This window comes from Oricola indica (genome assembly GCF_965227485.1).
In the GTDB taxonomy this organism is placed as follows: domain Bacteria; phylum Pseudomonadota; class Alphaproteobacteria; order Rhizobiales; family Rhizobiaceae; genus Oricola; species Oricola indica.
This window is the reverse complement of sequence record NZ_OZ245747.1, coordinates 190,623-205,723: the sequence shown is the minus strand read 5'-3', so window position 1 is coordinate 205,723 and position 15,101 is coordinate 190,623. Positions and strand designations below refer to the sequence as shown.

Sequence of the window (15,101 nt, the reverse complement as noted above, 5' to 3'; positions counted from 1 at the left end):
ACATTCTCGGCAAGCGGAGTTAGATCCGCCCGGCTCGTCGAAGGATCGAGAATCAAAAGCAAGGTTCGTTCGACCTCTCCCCAGTTGCCTCCGGACACGTGGGTCAGGATATTGCACACATGGCCGTGGGCGCGAAAAGCCGCCAGGAGGCCGGCGGCTAGTTCAGATGCGCTTACGTTTGTTTGCCCATTCGCCGCAGCAGACAGAGGCGAGATCCGAAGGTGTTCCGTTCCCGCCGAACAGATATTAGCTGAAACGGCGGCGGGAAAGGATTCCGGCTTCAAGTTCATGATGACTTTCCGATCAAGGTGCCTGTCGGCGGGAACGGTCTGGAACCTTCCTAGACCCTTAAAGATATATACTCAATATATCTTTAAGGGTTGCGACGCCACGCCGCAATGCACTCCTTGAATGAACACAGGCAGTCCCTGTGGCCACGGCCTCGGCAAAAGCAGGTCCCGATGAGCCCAGTTCCAAATGTCCGCAGGCCCTTGAGGCTTGACCGACACGTTCTTACCCGTCCCGGTCGTCCGGCCGAACGCTACGCTTCCTGATGGCGATGAAGCAGCATCGCGGCAACGTTCTCGGCTCGGTGGCGGCTCGCGGCGAAAGCCGGGTCGCGAGGCTGATCCGGCCGTCGGCGAGTCCTTCCGATCCGCTCAACTCTCGCCAGCGGCGCGTTTCACCCCGTCGGGGCCTGAAATATCGACCCGCAAAGCCTTGTAGGGGCCCTGGGACGGCGTGCTGTCTCATTTCAGGTATGACGGCCTCGAGGACCTTGTCGCGGCAATCGACATGCTGCGCAAGACACGGAACCCAGTACCGGAGGGTACCCGTTTCGTCGCCCGGAAGAGGGAGTCCTCCAACGAACTGAGCCGACGAATGGGCGAGGTCTGGCTCGGCCGATATGCATCCAACTTGGTCAAGCAGCCTGTGTTCGACGCCGAATTCTCTGAGGATCTCGATATCGCGGGCGACGCCGTCGAGTTGCTTTGCCGTCCGGAAGAGCTGGAGCGTTCCGAGACTTCGCTCGTCATAGGTGATACCGGTTTCCGCACGGAGTTCCCGGAGGCAGTCCCGGCTGTACTCCGCGAGCGAAAGCATGCGTCCCTTGTTAACCTCATATCGCGCGCTCGTGCAGTTGCGAAGCATGCGGGAGAGCCAGGACCACATCGCGGGATCCGCCAACGCGCGCATGACCAACGGGCCGTGTTGCATGGAGAGCCACTTCGACGCCTTTAAGGGTATCCCCGGCCCGGCCCAGGGAGCGGAATAGCCGGGAGACACCTGCCCGGCGTTGGCGTAACTTGTCTCGCAGGCAACGTTCTCGCGGCGTTCCAATACCTCGACGCAATGCCCGGCACGCGCGAGGTAGTAGGCCGTTGTCACTCCGATGGCTCCTGCCCAGAACACGACGACTTTCACGATGGCTATCTTTCTGGCCGTCCGGCTCGCGGTCACTTTCCCGTTCGGACCTCTCCCTCGGCTTTCAACCCGTCACGGCAAACCGGTCCGCACTCTCACTCTCGGGGCGTTGCGGGGTGTCCCCGCAGAAGGGGTCGGCCGAGACTACAGGCTCGGCCGCAGGGGAAGGCCTTCCCCTCCCGGGCTTTCCACGTCGCGCTCCGTACGCTTCCAATCAGCGGCGCGGTGGCTTCCAATCAGCCGGTTCAACAACCTCGTTGGTCTTTTCCTTCATTGTTCTCTGTGATACAAAACCTCGCACTATGCATGCTGAAGTGCGAGAATATATATCTATGCCGCAGACCCGGTCCCAGCGCGAGATAGCCCGCGATCTCCTCGCGGCGCGTGGGATTCTGCGCCTTGCGGAACTCAGGGATGCCGGCGTCACCGCCGCAACCGTCAGCCGCATGGAAAAGGATGGCGAGGTCATCCGCCTTGCGCGCGGGCTCTACCAGCTTCCTGACGCAGAGCTTGACGCAAACCACAGCCTCGCCGAAGCGGCCAAGCGTTTCCCCAAGGGCGTGATCTGCCTCGTCTCGGCACTCGCCTTTCACGGAATCACGGATCAGCTTCCCAAGAAGGTGTGGATGGCGATCGGCCGGAACGACTGGACCCCAAAGCCGAGCGACATGCCGATCCGTGTGCTGCGTTTCTCGGACGATCTGCTTGCCGACAGCGTCGAGACCCATGTGATCGAAGGCGTGTCGGTAAAGGTGTTCGGCGTGGCAAAGACCGTCGCGGACTGCTTCCGCCATCGTGGCAAGATCGGTCTCCCCGTCGCGCTCGAAGGCCTGCAGGAGGCTCTGCGCCAACGCAAAGCCACGCCGGCAGAGATCGCCAGGGCGGCGGATACAGGCGGGGTCGGCACGGTGATCCGCCCCTATCTGGAGGCGCTGACCGCCAATGGCTAAGGAGATCAGGAATATTGGCGCCTCGGTGCGCGCCCGGCTCCTCAACCTCTCCAAGGCGAAGGGACAGAGCTTCGATCTCGTGCTCACCCGCTTCGCGCTGGAGCGCCTCCTGTTCCGGCTCAGCCAGTCACCCCATGCCGACCGCTTCGTGCTGAAAGGGGCCATGCTGATGATGAGCTGGTTCGACGATCCGCACCGCGGGACGCGCGATCTCGATCTGCTGGGTTTCGGTGACCCGAGCGAAGCCGCGATGCTGGCGACATTCCGGGACATCCTCGCTCAGGACGACGAAGACGGCGTCGTGTTCGATCTGGACACGCTGCGTGTCGACCGCATTCGCGAGGAGCTCGACTACGCGCCGGATCGCCCGCGTCGTTCCGTCATATATTCGTGTCGGTCTTGACGCCGATCAAGGCGGAACGGGGCGACGCGAGCGAGACTGGATCGCACATGACGGAAGAGGGGCGCGGAAACTTGAACACCAAGCTACCGGATTTCACGCCATCAGTTGATCTGACCTTTGCGCGCGGCGCAGGTCCTGTGCGCAATCGAAAACCGAACTATGTGACGCTGACGCCGCCGTGCAGCCATGCCTGCCCGGCTGGCGAGGACATTCGGGGCTGGTTGGCGGAGGCGCAAGCCGGCCGGTACCGGGAGGCGTGGGACATCCTGACCGCGCAGAATCCGATGCCGGCCGTGCACGGCCGGGTCTGCTACCACCCCTGCGAAAGCAACTGCAACCGCGGTGAAGTCGACGCGCCGGTGTCGATCCATGCCGTCGAACGGTTCCTCGGCGACATGGCCGCCACAGAAGGCTGGGCTTTCGAACCCGTCCGCCCGCAGAGCGGGAAAAAGGTTATGGTCGTCGGCGCGGGGCCGGCAGGCTTGTCGGCCGCCTATCATCTCGCAAGGCTCGGTCACTCGGTCGAGATTCGCGAGGCCGGGCCGGTCGCCGGCGGCATGATGCATTTCGGCATTCCGGCCTATCGGCTGCCGCGCGCCGAACTGGCGCATGAAGTGGCGCGCATCGTGGCGCTCGGCGTGAAGATCGTTACCAACCACAAGGTGACCGATCTTCTGTCCGAAAAGCGCGAAGGCGGATTCGACGCGGTGTTCCTGGCGATCGGAGCGGGCCGCGGCAAACATGTGGAGATTCCGGCGCGCGACGCCACGAGGGTGCTCGATGCTGTCGACGTGCTGCATGAGACGAGCGCAGACAATCCGCCACTGCTCGGACGTCGGGTCGTCGTGTATGGCGGCGGCAACACGGCGATGGATGCCGCCCGGACCGCCAAGCGGCTGGGAGCGACAGAAGCGCTGATCGTCTACCGGCGCGATCGCGAACACATGCCGGCGCATGCCTTCGAGGCCGACGAAGCGATCGAGGAAGGCGTCAAGATTCAATGGCTGACCACGATCAAGGAGATCTCGGGATCGGACTTGACGGTGGAACGCATGGCGCTCGATGAGAATGGCCGGCCGCAGCCGACCGGCGAATTCGAGACGCTGAGCGCCGATGCGGTCGTGCTCGCGCTGGGTCAGCAGAGCGACAGCCGGTTCCTCGCCAACGTGCCCGGAATCCGCTTCACGCCCGACGGCGCCGTGGAGATCAGCCCCGACCTGATGACTGGCGCGGACGGTGTCTTCGCCGGAGGCGACATGGTGCCGAGCCAGCAATCGGTGACGATAGCGGTCGGCCACGGCAAGCGAGCGGCGCGCCATATCGACGCCTGGCTGAGCGGCAGCAAATATGCTGAGCCGACCGCCGCCGATCTGGTCTCCTTCGACATGCTGCATCTTCCGGTTTATTCCGATGCCGAGCCGGGCAAGCAGAAGAAACTCGACGCTGCCGGACGGCTCGACGGTTTCGCCGAGATTGTCTCTGGTTTCAGCGACAAGGAAGCGCGGTTCGAAGCACAGCGCTGCTATTCCTGCGGCGATTGCTATGAATGCGACAATTGCTATGCCGCGTGCCCGGAAGGTGCGATTATCAAGCTCGGGCCCGGCAAGCGCTATGAATACGATTACGCAAAATGCACCGGCTGCGCGGCCTGCTTCGAGCAGTGCCCGTGCCACGCCATCGAGATGGTCCCGGAGGTTTCGACCCATGGCTGACGCCTCTGCCGTACAGGCGACGATCGACGGAAACGCCGCCGTCGCCCACATCGCCTACCGGGTCAACGAGGTCTGCGCGATCTATCCGATCACGCCGTCCTCGCCGATGGCGGAGCTTGCCGACGAGTGGACGGCGAAGGGCATTACCAACATCTGGGGCAACATCCCGGTCATCCAGGAGATGCAGAGCGAAGGCGGCGCCGCGGGCGCGCTGCACGGTTCGCTGCAGGCGGGCGCGCTGACGACGACCTTCACGGCGTCGCAGGGCCTGCTGCTGATGCTGCCGAACATGTTTAAGATCGCCGGCGAACTGACGCCGGCGGTGTTCCATGTCGCGGCGCGCTCGGTGGCGACGCAGGCGCTGTCGATCTTCGGCGATCATTCCGACGTCATGGCGATCCGGCCGACTGGCTTCGCCATGCTGGCCTCGAACTCGGTGCAGGAAGCCCATGACATGGCGCTGATCGCACAGGCGGCGACGCTGAAGGCGCGCGTGCCGTTCGTGCATTTCTTCGACGGGTTCAGAACCTCGCACGAGGTCAACACGGTGACGCTCGTGCCGGATGCCACGATCCGCGCGATGATCGACGACGATGACGTCATCGCGCATCGCGGGCGAGCGCTCGATCCCGAGCATCCGTTCGTGCGCGGAACGGCGCAGAATCCGGACGTGTTCTTCCAGGGGCGCGAGGCCGCCAACCGCTTTCACGCGGCAACGCCCGGCATCGTCGCCGAAGCGATGGAGACATTCGCGGGTCTCACCGGACGCCAATACCGGCTGTTCGACTATTTCGGCGCCGCCGATGCCGAACGCGTTATCGTCGCGATGGGATCTGGCGTCGAAGTTGTGCGCCAGACGGTAGAGGATCTCAACGCGCATGGCGAGAAGGTCGGCCTCGTTGCCGTCCGTCTGTTCCGGCCGTTTTCCGCAGAACACCTTCTCGCGGCGCTGACCGCGAGTTGCAAGGCTGTCGCCGTGCTCGACCGCACCAAGGAGCCGGGTGCGAGCGGCGAACCGCTCTATCTCGATGTGGTCTCGGGTGTGGCCGACGCAGTCGCGCGCGGCGCGCGGGCGTCCATGCCGAGGATTGTCGGCGGGCGATACGGCCTGTCGTCCAAGGATTTCGATCCGGCCCAGGTCAAGGCGGTGTTCGACGAACTCGGGAAGGGGGAACCGCGCAACGGCTTCACCGTCGGCATCAATGACGACGTCACCTTCACCAGCCTCGAGGTCGATGCGAATTATACAACCGAGCCGGATGACGTCGTTCGCGCCGTCTTCTACGGCCTCGGCGCGGATGGCACGGTCGGCGCCAACAAGAACAGCGTCAAGATCATCGCGGAAGACGCCGGGCGCTACGCCCAGGGCTATTTCGTCTACGATTCCCACAAGTCGGGCGCGCAGACGGTCTCGCATCTACGGTTCGGGCCGAACCCGATCCGCTCGCCCTACCTGATCCGCTCGGCGAATTTCGTCGCATGCCACCAGTTCCACTTTCTGGAGAAGACCGATGTACTGCGGCTCGCCGCGCCGGGCGCTACATTCCTGTTAAATTCTCCCTACGGGCCGGACGAGGTCTGGGACCATCTGCCGCGCAGCGTTCAGCAGGAGATCATTTCGCGGAAGCTGAAGTTCCATGTCATCGACGCCACGACGGCGGCGCGCGAGGTGGGGCTGAAGAACCGCACCAACACAATTCTGCAAACCTGTTTCTTCGCGCTTTCCGGCGTTCTGCCGCGCGACGAGGCGATCGACGCGATCAAGCAGGCCATCGCCAAGAGCTATGGCCGCAAGGGCAAACGAATCGTCGAGCAGAACTGGGCCGCCGTCGACGGTGCGCTGGCGCGTCTGCACGAGGTAACCGTGCCCGCGAGCGCGACGAGCGAATTCGAGCGCCCGCCGATCGTTCCCCCGTCCGCGCCGGATTTCGTGCGCCGGGTCACGGCGCGTATGATGGAGGGGCTGGGCGACGAGATCGCGGTTTCGGCGATGCCGGTCGACGGCACGTTTCCGTCCGGCACGGCGGCGTGGGAAAAACGCAACGTCGCCGAGGAGGTGCCGGTCTGGCGTGAGGATCTCTGCATCCAGTGCGGCCAGTGCGGCTTTGTCTGCCCGCACGGCGTGATCCGGGCGAAGCACTATGACGAGGCGCAACTGGACGGCGCTCCGGAATCATTCAAGTCGGCGCCGGTCAATGCGCGCGGCTATCCCGGCGCGCAGTTCTCGCTGCAATTCTATGTCGAGGATTGCACGGGATGCGGATTGTGCGTCGAGACCTGCCCGGCACAAAGCCCTGCCGAGCCGGGGATCAAGGCGATCAACATGGAAGACAAGGCCGGGCTTGTGGACAGGGAGCGCGAGAATATCGCCTTCTTCGAGGGCCTGCCGATCAACGACCGCTCCCGCGTCGATTTCGCCAATGTCCGTGGCGTCCAGTTCCTGGAGCCGCTGTTCGAATTCTCCGGCGCCTGCGCCGGCTGCGGCGAAACGCCTTACGTCAAGCTGCTCTCGCAACTGTTCGGCGACCGGCTGATGGTCGCCAACGCCACCGGCTGCTCGTCGATCTATGGCGGTAACCTGCCTGTGACGCCATGGACGAAAAACGCCGAGGGGCGCGGGCCGGCCTGGTCGAATTCGCTGTTCGAGGACAATGCCGAGTTCGGGCTCGGCTTCCGTCTCGCGGCCGACAAGCATCTGGGGCTCGCGCACGACCTGCTGCGCCAATTGGCGCCGGAGATCGGCGAGGAACTGGCGGCCGCCATTCTCGACGCGCCGCAGATCAGGGAATCGGAAATCCGCGTGCAGCGCGAGCGTGTGGCGGTGCTGAAGACGAAGCTGCTGGCGCTGAAGGACAACACGGCGGCTGATCACCTGCTGTCGGTCGTCGATCATCTGGTCCGGCGCTCGATCTGGATCGTCGGCGGCGACGGCTGGGCCTACGATATCGGCTATGGCGGGCTCGATCACGTGCTCGCAAGCGGGCGCAACGTCAACATTCTGGTGATGGACACCGAAGTCTATTCCAACACGGGCGGCCAGGCCTCCAAGGCGACGCCGCTCGGCGCCATCGCCAAATTCGCCGCGGCGGGCAAGCGCACCGCGCGCAAGGATCTCGCGCTACAGGCAATCGCCTATGGCAATGTCTATGTCGCGCAGGTGGCGATGGGCGCCAATCCGCAACAGACCCTGCAGGCCTTCCGCGAGGCGGAAGCCTGGGAGGGGCCGTCGCTGATTCTTGCATACAGCCATTGCATCGCGCATGGCTACGACCTGCGCAAAGGTCTGTCGCAACAGGACAAGGCGGTGGCGAGCGGCTACTGGCCGCTGCTGCGCTACGACCCTGCGATGCGCGATGTCGGCGAGGCACCGTTTCGGCTCGATTCGCCTCGGCCGACGCTGCCATTCAAGGACTACGCCTATAACGAACTGCGCTACAGCGCCTTGGCCGCGAGCCGGCCGGAAGATGCCGCTATGCTGATGACGCAAGCGCAGGAGGCGATCCGCGACAAATACCGCTCCTACGAGGAGTTCGCGCAGATGAAAACAGGCCCTGACCCTTCCGAAGCCATGGGCGCGGCGCGCAAATTGTGAGGAGCCGGACATGGATCTGACCGCCAGCTATCTCGGCATCGAACTGCGCAGCCCCATCGTGGCGAGCGCCGGCCCGCTCAACCGTGACATCGACAATCTTAAGCGCCTCGAAGAATGCGGCGCAGGCGCGGTCGTCCTGCCCTCGGTCTTTGAGGAGCAGATCGAGCACGAACAGGAGATCATCGACGCACTGATCGACAGGGGGGCGGAGAGCTTCGGTGAGGCACTGAGCTACTTTCCCTCTCAGACGGCCTTCGCTTTCGACACATCTGCTCATCTCGCCCTGATCGAGGAGGCGACGCAAGCGCTGAGCGTGCCGGTGATCGCCAGCCTCAATGGCGTCACAGACAGTGGCTGGGTCGACTATGCCCGCGACATTGAGGAAGCCGGCGCGAAGGCGATCGAACTCAACGTCTTCTTCGTGCCTTCCGATCTTGCGTTGAGTGGGCGCGATGTCGAAGCGCGCTATGTGGACGTTGTCCGGTCGGTCAGTTCGGCAGTCGATATCCCGGTGGCGGTCAAGATCGGGCCCTATTTCTCGTCGCCCGGCCACATGGCCGGCGAACTGGTCAAGGCAGGGGCGAAGGGGCTGGTGCTGTTCAACCGCTTCTATGAGCCCGACATCGACCCGGCGACGCTGACAGTCACACCCAGCATCGAATTGTCGAGCGGCTACGAGATGCGGCTGCCGCTGTTGTGGATCGGCGTGCTTTCCGGTCAGACCAAGGCGTCGCTGGCGGCGACCACCGGGGTGGAGAGCGCCGAGGACGTGGTGAAATACCTGCTTGCCGGGGCCGACGTGGTCATGACCACATCGGCACTGCTGCGCCATGGCGTCGATCACATGCGAACGCTGGTCGATGGGCTTGGCGACTGGCTCGTCTCCCGCGATCTATCCTCGCCTGCCGATATTCGTGGCAGAATGAGTCACCGCAACATCGCCAATCCCGAAGCCTATGAACGGGCGAATTACATCCGTGTACTGCAGGATTTCGCCGGCCGGTAGTCGAGCGCAGCGTCTGCAAACGCTCGCTTTCCGCTCAAGACCGGTCGATCGCTGGAAGAAGCCTCGATGACCACTCCAGCGCCTGTGCACCAACACAGCCGCGCCATAGCTCATACCTCACCGAGCTGGCGAGCCGGTGATGAACCGCCAATCGGGCTCTGAATTTTTGGCAATTCCGACCCCGAGGCCGCCGCGTCCGGTTCCTACAATCTCTCGAACAAACGGGCCACGGCTTCAGCGCCCGGGTCGTTGTGGCCGAGGATCTTGTCCTCGGAGATGTAGCTTGCACGGCCGGCCTTGGCCTTCGCAATGGTGGCGGTGTAGTCGGCTCCCTCGCGCGCCGATCTGGCGGCGGCGCCAACGCCGTCCTTCAGGCTGCCGAGGGCGGGGGCGAGTGCGTCGATCATGGTCCTGTCGCCCGGATTGGCTCCACCGACCTGACGGATACGTTCCAGGCCGGCCGCCAGTCCGTCGATCCAGTCTTTTCCGCCGGCCGATGCGTCGCCCGCCGCCGCGAAGAAGATCGCCAGCAGGACGCCGGACGAGCCGCCCATCGTCTGCGACAGCTCCATGCCGATCGCACGGTAGAGTTGGGTCGTGTCGGCAAGGGGAAGCCGGTCCAGCGCCGATTTGAGAGCGTTCGCGGCGGTTGCGAGCGTGGTGCCGGTGTCGCCGTCTCCCGATCTCGCGTCGAGCGCGTTGAGATCCGCCTCGGCGGCAATCAGGATGTCGCAGCAACGTTCGATAAGGTCGCGCCGCGCCGGGTTGGCCGAGGGCATGGCCTGAATCGGTGTCAGCCCGTCAGGCAGGGGGTGTATCTCGATGGCGCCGAACGGATCGAGCCCCGGCCAGGCCGTGGGCGCGGCGGGAGCGAGCAAGGCGCGTTCCGCGTCTTTTGTCATCGGCATAAGCGAGACCGAGAACCCCTGCATGTCGAGAGAGGTCATCATGGCGGCGGGGCCGACAATCCAGCGCAACTGGTCCGCGATCTCGGACTTTGCCAGTTCCTCCGCGAGGATCGCCATTTCGAGCTGCGTGGTTCCACCGAGATTGTTGAGAAGGAGCGCGTGGGGGCCGGGCTTGATATTGGAGGCGAGGCGGCCGACGACGGTCTCGACCGCCTTGCGGGCGCCCTCGAAGCTCACCTGCTCCACTCCGGATTCCCCGTGGATCCCCAGGCCGAGTTCGGCGTGGCCCTCAAGGATACGGTTTTCTTTCGGCGATCCGGGAATCGTGCAGGTGTCGAGCGACATGCCGAGCGACACGACGCCGTCGATAACGTTCTGCGCGGCGGCCGTCACCGTGTCGAGGTCGTCGCCCGCATCGGCCAGAGCGCCGGCGATCTTGTGAACGAAAAGCGTGCCCGCGACGCCGCGCGCCTGCGGGAGGTCCGGCAGCGCGACATCGTCATCGACGATCACCATGTTGACGTTGAGACCGAAGGTCCGGGCACGCTCGGCCGCCAGGCCGAAATTCAGCCTGTCGCCGGTATAATTCTTGACGATCAGCAGGCAGCCGGCCTTGCCCGTGACCGTCAGGATCGCGGCGAGCACCGCGTCGACCGACGGCGAGGCGAAGACATCGCCGCAGACCGCGGCCGTCAGCATACCCTGTCCGACGAAGCCGACATGTGCCGGTTCATGGCCGGAGCCGCCACCCGAGACGAGCGCGACCTTCGACTTGTCCCAGTCGGTGCGCACGACGACCTTGATATGCGGATATCCGTCGAGCCGCGCCAGCCGCCCGCCGGCGCCGCGCAAGACGCCGTCGATCGCCTCGGTGACGACCGTTTCCCTCGAATTCACGAACTGGGGCATGTCAGGCTCCTTGTAGTATGCGCGCGCCATCGGCGGCGAAATAAAGCGGGTTGTCCGGCCGAATGGCGATCGTGTCGCCGGACGCGAGCGGGGTGTGCGGGTCGGTGAGCGTGATCAGCGCATGGCCTTCGAGCGAAAGGTGCAGGCGTGTCTGGTCGCCCAGGTGCTCGACGCGAACGACCTTGGCATCTCGGCCTTCGCCCTGGCGGATGTGTTCGGGGCGCAGTCCGATCAATTCGGCGCCTGCCGGCGCGCCCCCGAACAAGGCAGCGGGGAGGGTGTTGATGCGTGGCTGCCCGAGACGCGTGGCAACATAGATGCTAAACGGATTTTCGTAGATCTCACGCGGTGAGCCGAACTGCACCAGCCTGCCTTCCTCGAGCACGCCGATATGGGTCGCCATCGTCATGGCCTCGATCTGGTCATGGGTGACGTAGAGAAGTGTCGCGCCGAGAACGGCCTGAATACGCTTCAGTTCCAGCCGAAGATCCGCGCGCAGCTTGGCGTCGAGCGAACTCAGCGGTTCGTCCATCAGGAAAATGTCGGGCCGGCGCACCAGCGCCCGGCCGATCGATACGCGCTGCATCTCGCCGCCCGAAAGCGCGGTTGCCTTGTTGTCGAGCTTGTGCGCGATCTGGAGAGCCGAGGAGACCTCGCCGACACGGCGCTCGATTTCGTCCTCGGGCGCGTTGATCAGCGGAGATTTGAGGGGGAAGGTGAGGTTCTCGCGCACCGTCATGTGCGGGTAGAGCGAATATTGCTGGAAGACCATCGCAACATTGCGCTGGGCCGGCGAATATTCGCCGACATCGTTTGCGCCGATGGACACGCTTCCAGCATCCGGCCTTTCAAGACCGGCGATGAGACGAAGCGTCGTGGTCTTGCCGGCGCCCGTCGGCCCGAGCAGGACGACAAAGGCGCCGTCGGGGATCGTCATTGATACGTCGTCGACGGCGGTGGTCATGCCGAAGCGCTTGGAAAGGCCGGACAGAACGACTTCAGCCATAGGATTGCTCCTTCATCGCAGCGCGCACGGCCGCCCGGTCGACCTTCATCGCCTGCCCCGAGCCGGCATCGAAAAGGGAAAGCGTCGCGGTGTTGAAGTCGAGCGAGACCGTCTCGCCGACATGAACCGGCTGGCCCGAGGGCGCGCGGACCCGCAGGGTTCCGTTCGGAGACTTCAGCGTCACGATCTGCGTCGTTCCAAGATATTCGGTGGCGATCACTTCCCCACGGTAGGCGCCGTCGGTTCCGAGACGCACGTGTTCCGGTCGCACGCCGAGGACGAGTTCGCGGCCGGAAACGCCGGTTTCGAGAGGCGGGATCGGAATGTCCACGCCTGACAGGCGGGCGGTGGCTGCGCCCGGTTCGAGCGTTGCCTCGAAGCGCAGGAAGTTCATCGGCGGCGACCCGATGAAGTTGGCCACGAACATGGTGGCCGGCCGGTCGTAGATTTCCTGCGGCGTGCCCCACTGCTCGACGACGCCGTGGTTCATCACGACGATCTTGTCGCCCATCTGCATGGCTTCGAGCTGGTCGTGGGTGACGTAGATGGTGGTCGCGCCCATGCGGTCATGGAGCGCACGAAGCTCCTCGGCCATGCGCTCGCGGAACTCGGCATCGAGCGCGCCGAGCGGCTCGTCCATGAGGAAGGCCTTCGGTTGGCGGACGATGGCGCGGCCGAGGGCCACGCGCTGGCGGTCGCCGCTCGACAGGCCGCCCACCGGACGATCGAGGATGCTTTCGATATCGAGGATCCTTGCCACCTCCTCGACCTTGCTGCGGGCATCGCGGCGCGACATGCCCTGGCTGAGCAGTGGATAGGAGATGTTCTTGCGCACGTTCATGTGCGGATAGAGCGCGAACATCTGGAAGACGAAGGCGATGTCACGAGCGCTGGCGCGCATCTGGGCGACGTCCTTGCCGTCGAGCAGGATCTGTCCGGATGTCGGCAGTTCGAGCCCGGCGATCATGCGCAGCGTCGTCGTCTTGCCGCAGCCGGAGGGCCCGAGCAGCATGAAGAACTCTCCGTCGGCGACGTTGAAGGTCGACTCCTGCACCGCGACGAACGCGCCGAATTCCTTGCGGAGATTTCGTATGACGATCTCGGCCAACTGGTTACTCCGGGAAATGGCTGACGATGATGAACATCACGGTGCCGACGAGCGTGACGATGAAAGACCATGTGTAGGCCCACATCGCGAATGGCTGCATGAGCATGACGACGCCCAGCGCGATGAGCACGGTGGCGAGCATTTCCCAGGGGCCGCGGCGCAGGCGAGCGAGGCCGGAGAAAAAATCGGTCATTTGCGAACGGCTCCGAATGTGATCCCGCGCAACAGATGCTTGCGCAACAGGATGGTGAAAACCATGACGGGGACGAGAAAGAGCGTGGTGCCGGCGGCGACCGCCGGCCAGTCCTTTCCGACGCCGATGATGGTCGGGATGAAGGGCGGCGCGGTCTGCGCCGTACCGGAGGTGAGCAGCACCGCGAAGGCGTATTCGTTCCACGCAAAGATCAGGCAGAAGATCGCCGTCGATGCGATGCCCGTCGTCGCCTGGGGCAGCACGACCTTGTAGAATGCCTGGAACCGCGTGTAGCCATCGATCAGCGCAGCTTCCTCGTATTCGACCGGGATCTCGTCGATGAACCCCTTCAGCAGCCAGACAGACAGCGACAGGTTCACCGCCGTGTAGAGCAGGATCATGCCCAGATGCGTGTCCGACAGACCGAGTTGGCGGAACATCAGGAAGATGGGGATCGCCACCGCGATCGGCGGCATCATGCGCGTCGACAGGATGAAGAACATCAAATCGTCCTTCAGCGGCACCTTGAAGCGGGAGAAGGCATAGGCCGCCAGGGTGCCGAGGAAGACCGACAGGAAGGTCGAACCGAACCCGATGATGACGGAATTCAGGAACCGTTCGCCGTAGCGGCTCGGGCCGGAGATCACCATGTCGTACTGGCGCACGATCTTGTCGTACCACGTTTCCGGCGGGCCGATTTCCTCCAGTGCGTCGGGAGACATGCGTGTCCGCGTGGTGAACAGGTTCACATAGCCTTCGAGCGTTGGCTCGAAGACTACCTTGGGCGGATAGGCGATGGCGTCGTTGGGAGACTTGAAGCCCGTAGCGATGATCCATGCCAGCGGCATGATCGTCACCAGCGCATAGATGACGACCAGCGCGCCTGCCACCGACTTCTGAAGCCGGGAGGGTTCGGTGACCGAAAAGCTCATCGTTCCTTCACCTTGTTCAGGGCCTTCACATAGATCGATGCCAGTCCGAAGACGGTGACGAAAAGGATCACCGCGTAGGCACTGGCATAGCCGGTACGCCATTTCTCGAAGGCTTCGCGTTTCAGGTTGATCGAGGTCAGCTCGGTTATGCTGCCCGGGCCGCCACCGGTGAGCTGCACCACGAGATCGAACATCTTGAAATTCTCTATGCCGCGGAAGAGCACGGCCAGCATGAGAAAGGGGAGCGTCATGGGGACGGTGATTGTCCAGAACTGCCGCCATCTGCTGGCGCGGTCGCACTCGGCCGCCTCGTAGATTGAGTCGGGGATCGAGCGCAGCCCGGCGAGACAGATTAGCATCACGAAAGGCGTCCACATCCAGGTGTCGACGATCACGATCGCCCAAGGGGCGAGATTGACATCGCCGATCATCGAGAAGGACGACGGATCGACGCCCGACAGAAAGGCGACCACGTAATTGAACAGGCCGATTTGGGGCTGGTAGAGAAATGTCCAGAAGTTGCCCACGACGGCGGGGCTCAGCATCATCGGCAGCACGATGATCGTGGTCCAGAGATCGTTACCCTTGAACTTCTTGTTGATCAGGTAGGCGAGGCCGAAGCCGATCAGGACCTGCAGGACAAGCGTCCAGATCAGGAAATGCGCTGTCGCCTGCATCGAGTTCCAGATATCCGGATCGGTGAGGATGCGCTCGTAATTGCGCAGCCCGACCCAGTCGATATCCGCGTTCGTGCGGTTGGCCCGGTAGTTCGTCAGGCTGAGACGGATCGTCCAGATCAGCGGAAAGATGTTGATCGCAAGCAGCAGGAAGATCGACGGGCCGATGAACAACCAGGCCACGGCCCGGTCAGAAAGCCCTCTGTATTTCCGTGCAAAGCCAGCCGGCGCCACCGCCGGAGAACGGCTGGTCGTTTCGTCCGTCATGTTGCCAATTCCG

10 protein-coding genes and 2 pseudogenes are annotated in these 15,101 nt (G+C 63.8%); 5 read left to right on the top strand and 7 right to left on the bottom strand.

The window, feature by feature from the left end; translation table 11 throughout:
• Window positions 1-798 precede the first annotated feature (798 nt).
• Window positions 799-1,425: pseudogene (locus ACQK2M_RS01030) on the bottom strand (FAD-dependent oxidoreductase); the annotation flags it as partial.
• Between the two features lie 332 nt (window positions 1,426-1,757).
• Between ACQK2M_RS01030 and ACQK2M_RS01025 the strand changes: the two are divergent.
• From ACQK2M_RS01025 to ACQK2M_RS01005, 5 genes and pseudogenes are all read left to right on the top strand, one after another.
• Window positions 1,758-2,375: a type IV toxin-antitoxin system AbiEi family antitoxin domain-containing protein gene (locus ACQK2M_RS01025; RefSeq protein WP_425416253.1), complete on the top strand. Its 618-nt coding sequence runs from the start codon at window positions 1,758-1,760 to the stop codon at window positions 2,373-2,375.
• Window positions 2,368-2,748 (top strand): annotated as a pseudogene (locus tag ACQK2M_RS01020) (nucleotidyl transferase AbiEii/AbiGii toxin family protein); the annotation flags it as partial. The gene ACQK2M_RS01025 and the pseudogene ACQK2M_RS01020, both read left to right, overlap by 8 nt.
• Window positions 2,749-2,849: 101 nt before the next feature.
• On the top strand, window positions 2,850-4,490 hold the full coding sequence (locus tag ACQK2M_RS01015) for an NAD(P)-binding protein (RefSeq protein ID WP_425416252.1): 1,641 nt from the start codon (window positions 2,850-2,852) through the stop codon (window positions 4,488-4,490).
• On the top strand, window positions 4,483-8,082 hold the full coding sequence (nifJ, locus tag ACQK2M_RS01010) for a pyruvate:ferredoxin (flavodoxin) oxidoreductase (RefSeq protein ID WP_425416251.1): 3,600 nt from the start codon (window positions 4,483-4,485) through the stop codon (window positions 8,080-8,082). Before ACQK2M_RS01015 ends, nifJ begins: the two co-directional genes overlap by 8 nt.
• Before the next feature lie 10 nt (window positions 8,083-8,092).
• Complete coding sequence (locus ACQK2M_RS01005) at window positions 8,093-9,088, top strand: dihydroorotate dehydrogenase-like protein (RefSeq protein ID WP_425416250.1); 996 nt, start codon at window positions 8,093-8,095, stop codon at window positions 9,086-9,088.
• 203 nt (window positions 9,089-9,291) lie between these two features.
• On the opposite strand, the gene ACQK2M_RS01000 is transcribed toward ACQK2M_RS01005, so the two are convergent.
• The 6 genes from ACQK2M_RS01000 to ACQK2M_RS00975 are packed head-to-tail and all read right to left on the bottom strand — an operon-like array spanning window position 9,292 to window position 15,088.
• A complete protein-coding gene (locus ACQK2M_RS01000; protein ID WP_425416249.1) occupies window positions 9,292-10,905 on the bottom strand; it encodes a dihydroxyacetone kinase subunit DhaK in 1,614 nt (537 codons plus the stop codon).
• A 1-nt stretch (window position 10,906) separates the two neighbouring features.
• Complete coding sequence (locus ACQK2M_RS00995) at window positions 10,907-11,911, bottom strand: ABC transporter ATP-binding protein (protein ID WP_425416248.1); 1,005 nt, start codon at window positions 11,909-11,911, stop codon at window positions 10,907-10,909.
• The gene (locus ACQK2M_RS00990; protein WP_425416247.1) at window positions 11,904-13,019 is read right to left on the bottom strand and encodes an ABC transporter ATP-binding protein; all 1,116 of its coding nucleotides are present in this window, start codon (window positions 13,017-13,019) and stop codon (window positions 11,904-11,906) included. The genes ACQK2M_RS00995 and ACQK2M_RS00990 overlap by 8 nt, the downstream gene beginning before the upstream one ends.
• A 4-nt stretch (window positions 13,020-13,023) precedes the next feature.
• A complete protein-coding gene (locus ACQK2M_RS00985; RefSeq protein WP_425416246.1) occupies window positions 13,024-13,212 on the bottom strand; it encodes a hypothetical protein in 189 nt (62 codons plus the stop codon).
• Complete coding sequence (locus ACQK2M_RS00980; RefSeq protein WP_425416245.1) at window positions 13,209-14,144, bottom strand: carbohydrate ABC transporter permease; 936 nt, start codon at window positions 14,142-14,144, stop codon at window positions 13,209-13,211. Before ACQK2M_RS00980 ends, ACQK2M_RS00985 begins: the two co-directional genes overlap by 4 nt.
• Window positions 14,141-15,088, bottom strand: coding sequence for a carbohydrate ABC transporter permease (locus tag ACQK2M_RS00975; RefSeq protein WP_425416244.1), 948 nt, complete (start codon window positions 15,086-15,088; stop codon window positions 14,141-14,143). Before ACQK2M_RS00975 ends, ACQK2M_RS00980 begins: the two co-directional genes overlap by 4 nt.
• Between the last annotated feature and the right edge of the window lie 13 nt (window positions 15,089-15,101).

Excerpts from the sequence above, each read along its gene's own strand:
- ACQK2M_RS01025 (WP_425416253.1), top strand. The coding sequence starts at position 1,758 with ATGCCGCAGACCCGGTCCCAGCGCGAGATAGCCCGCGATCTCCTCGCG.
- nifJ (WP_425416251.1), top strand. The coding sequence starts at position 4,483 with ATGGCTGACGCCTCTGCCGTACAGGCGACGATCGACGGAAACGCCGCC.
- ACQK2M_RS01005 (WP_425416250.1), top strand. The coding sequence starts at position 8,093 with ATGGATCTGACCGCCAGCTATCTCGGCATCGAACTGCGCAGCCCCATC.
- ACQK2M_RS01000 (WP_425416249.1), bottom strand. The coding sequence starts at position 10,905 with ATGCCCCAGTTCGTGAATTCGAGGGAAACGGTCGTCACCGAGGCGATC.
- ACQK2M_RS00995 (WP_425416248.1), bottom strand. The coding sequence starts at position 11,911 with ATGGCTGAAGTCGTTCTGTCCGGCCTTTCCAAGCGCTTCGGCATGACC.
- ACQK2M_RS00985 (WP_425416246.1), bottom strand. The coding sequence starts at position 13,212 with ATGACCGATTTTTTCTCCGGCCTCGCTCGCCTGCGCCGCGGCCCCTGG.
- ACQK2M_RS00980 (WP_425416245.1), bottom strand. The coding sequence starts at position 14,144 with ATGAGCTTTTCGGTCACCGAACCCTCCCGGCTTCAGAAGTCGGTGGCA.
- ACQK2M_RS00975 (WP_425416244.1), bottom strand. The coding sequence starts at position 15,088 with ATGACGGACGAAACGACCAGCCGTTCTCCGGCGGTGGCGCCGGCTGGC.